Consider the following 3,018-nt stretch of genomic DNA (forward strand, 5'->3'; position numbering starts at 1 on the left):
TACAACACCGAACGCATCCAACAACGACTCAAGGGCCTGACCCCGATGCAATATCGAAATCAGACCCTTGAAGCCCTAACCGCCTAGAATTAAACCAGTCCAACTTTCGGGGGCCAGTTCATTCATGCGGGGCGGTTCGGCAGTTGATTCAGACTACTTCGTGGCGTCTGCCAACGGCTGCTCGATCTTGTCCAGCAGGTAGTTCAGGCTCAGCACGGTCTGCCATCCGAAGGCCTTTTCCAGGTCGCCTTCCAGGTAGACACTGTGTCCGTCCTTCACGGCGGGCAGCTTGCCCACGATCGGATCCTCGGTCACAGAAGCCTTGCTCTGCTTCGGAGAGTAAGACAGTTGATCCCACACCAGCACGTCAGAGTTGATCTGGTCTGCGTTTTCCTTGGAGACCTCACCGTAGAACTTGTCCTTGGTGATGCCCGCGTAGGCCGGGTTGATCTTGAATCCCAGCTCGGTGAAGAAGCGGCTACGCGGATCGCCCTCGGCAAAGACAGCCAGGCTCTCGTCGGAGACAGTGGCCACGCCGAGTTCCTTTTCGGCCCATTCTGGGTGGCGGCCCTTGAGCTCTGCGAACTTCTCCTTGACCTGCTCCACCTGGCGCTTTGCCTCTTCAGGCTTGCCCACGGCCTGCCCGATCTCTTCCGTGGTCACGTCCCATGGTTGCTGTAGTTCTTCGTATTCGCCCTTTTGTACGACGACAGGGGCGATCTCAGACAGCTTCTTGTACGTGTCTTCATCGATGTCCGAGTACACGGCCACGATGAGGTCTGGATTGTCCTTGGCGATGGCTTCCGCGTTGACTTCTGTGTCCTTGTCGATCCGAGGAGTGTCGCCCTCGATCTTGTCATTGGACCAGTTGCCCGCAGCCTGACCATCCGGGGTCATTCCGTCCCAGTACTTCACGGAGACAGGAGTAACTCCCAGCGCCAGCAGTGCGTCCTGATCCGTGTAGCCCAAGGAGACCACGCGCTGCGGGGCTTCCTTGATTTCGGTGGAGCCGTAGCGGTGCTCGATGGTGGTGGGGAATGCGCCCTGCTCGGCGTTGACTGCCTGGGAGTCCCCGGAATTTCCGGACTGGTCATCAGTCGAGCAAGCGGTCAGTGCCGCGCCCAAGGTCAGCACAGCAGCGGTGCTAACGAGAATCTTCTTGAGTGTCATTTTTCTCCGTTGTTACTGGTGACGGATTTCCGCGCGAGGCGTGGCCCGTACACAAAAGGGAAAGGTCAAACCTTTGGTTGGATATATCCAGCCCTATGTCCAAAGAATTCGGTGGCGGTCAGTTCCGAGTTGTCGTCGAGACGAACACGATCCAGAACAATCGCCGGCGCCGGCACGTTGGCACGGGGCGATCCACAGACCACCGCGATTCCTCCCTCGTGAGGGATGGTGACTCGGCCGGGGGTTCCGCCGAAGCGGCCCTGCGAGACGTGCGCGGAAAGCACGCGGACGCGCTGGCCTCGGAATTCAAAGTAAGCATTGGGGTACGGGTCGGACTGCGCCCTGACCAGCAAGGCGATATCTTCCGCAGGTTGGGTGAAATCTATGCGAGATTCCTGCTCGCCGCGCTTGTGGAAGTACGTAGCGCGGGTGGGATCTTGAGGTTGCGCAGTGGCGGTGCCTTGGGCGACGTCACTCAATGCGCGTTCCACGAGGGGCTCGATGAGGTCGATGGTCTTGGCCACGAGATCCGTGGTGGTGTCCTGCGGACCCACGGGGATCGCGCGCTGGGCAACGATGGGTCCGCCGTCCAGCACTTCATCCATCTCGTGCACAGTGACGCCCACGTGAGTTTCCCGGTTCAACAGCGCCCACAGGATGGGCGAAAATCCGGCGTACTCGGGCAGGAGACCATCGTGGACATTCAATGCGCCGTGCTTGGCCAGGCTGAAAACCTCGGGAGGAAGCCAGGTTCGCCAATTGTTGGCCACGATGATGTCTGGTGCAGCATCGCGCAACGCCTCAATGACGTCTTGACCCACGCGCTCAGTGACACACACCTGGAGCTCATGTTCGCTGGCGAGCTCCTCAACGGAGTCTGCCCACATTTGCTCATAAGGGTGATCGCTGGCAGGGTGCGTAACTACCAAAACTACTTCATGACCAGCATTGATGACCGCAGACAACGTCCGGTGTCCCCACGACTGATAGCCGAAAACAGCAACTCGCATGCAGGGGATGTTAGCTTAGGTTTACCTATGTAGTCAATGATGAAAGTGGCGCAATTTTCATGCCAGACTCCCCGGACGTGACCACCCTTCACCGAATCTCGGTGCCCGCGGATGCGGAAGCCCTCGTTTTCCCGGACCCCTACCGCTCGAACGTCGAGCTCACCGAATCGATGTCCACCGTCGATGTGCGCATCCCGGCGCACTCAGCAGTGACCTATAGCTTTCAATCCGGCGAGCTGAAATATCCCGATCCACATAACGCACACGGCGCAGGCCCACAGGCGAGCCTATTGAGCGGCGATTCTGTGGACCAGACACTCTGGCCGCCTCGCTCCCCAGAAGTCATCGCGGACTTGCCCGGCGCACGCCTGTCCATCGACCGGAAGGTATTCGGCAGGCGCTGCACCGCGCGCCTCGATGACCGCGGTGCGGATACCACCGTGGTGTTTTTGGATGGCGATGACTGGATCCATCTGCATGACCTCACGGGCGCACTGGACCGGGCAGTCACGGCAGGGCTTATCCCCCAGATCAACCGCGTCTTCCTGCCGGCAGCCAAAGACCGCAGCGAGGAGTACACCTCCCAAACATTCGCCAGCGGGTGCTGTTGCAAAGTTGGGGCAGTAGAAAGACCGGCGTGAAATAATCAGAGCCATGGGCATCTTCTCCGGTCGGCATTTCCCCCGTGACATCATCCTGTGGGCGGTGCGGTGGTACTGCCGCTACGGCGTGAGCTACCGCGACCTCGAAGAAATGATGACCGAGCGGGGTGTGCCAGTCGATCACACCACGATCTACCGCTGGGTGCAGAAATACGCCCCTGAGCTGGATAAGCACA

General features: G+C 59.5%; 4 protein-coding genes and 1 pseudogene. 3 read left to right on the plus strand and 2 right to left on the minus strand.

The annotated features are described in order from the left end of the window. Nucleotides 1-87, plus strand: an 87-nt coding sequence (locus MHK00_RS11695) for an IS3 family transposase (RefSeq protein ID WP_239230518.1), incomplete at its 5' end; no start/stop codon positions are given. 66 nt (nt 88-153) lie between these two features. Here the strand turns inward: MHK00_RS11695 and MHK00_RS11700 are convergent. Together MHK00_RS11700 and MHK00_RS11705 are read right to left on the minus strand one after the other, a co-directional pair. Next, on the minus strand, nt 154-1,170 hold the full coding sequence (locus MHK00_RS11700; RefSeq protein WP_005291893.1) for an iron-siderophore ABC transporter substrate-binding protein: 1,017 nt from the start codon (nt 1,168-1,170) through the stop codon (nt 154-156). A gap of 65 nt (nt 1,171-1,235) precedes the next feature. After that, entirely contained in the window at nt 1,236-2,180 is a 945-nt protein-coding gene (locus MHK00_RS11705) for a methionyl-tRNA formyltransferase (protein ID WP_005325328.1), read from the minus strand. Nucleotides 2,181-2,257: 77 nt separating this feature from the next. Between MHK00_RS11705 and MHK00_RS11710 the strand changes: the two genes are divergently transcribed. Both MHK00_RS11710 and MHK00_RS11715 read left to right on the plus strand, forming a co-directional pair. Then, on the plus strand, nt 2,258-2,821 hold the full coding sequence (locus MHK00_RS11710; RefSeq protein WP_250411986.1) for a hypothetical protein: 564 nt from the start codon (nt 2,258-2,260) through the stop codon (nt 2,819-2,821). Between the two features lie 13 nt (nt 2,822-2,834). Beyond that, a pseudogene (locus MHK00_RS11715) lies at nt 2,835-3,018 on the plus strand (IS6 family transposase); the annotation flags it as partial.

Source organism: Corynebacterium tuberculostearicum (genome assembly GCF_022347385.1).
Taxonomy (GTDB): domain Bacteria; phylum Actinomycetota; class Actinomycetes; order Mycobacteriales; family Mycobacteriaceae; genus Corynebacterium; species Corynebacterium tuberculostearicum_M.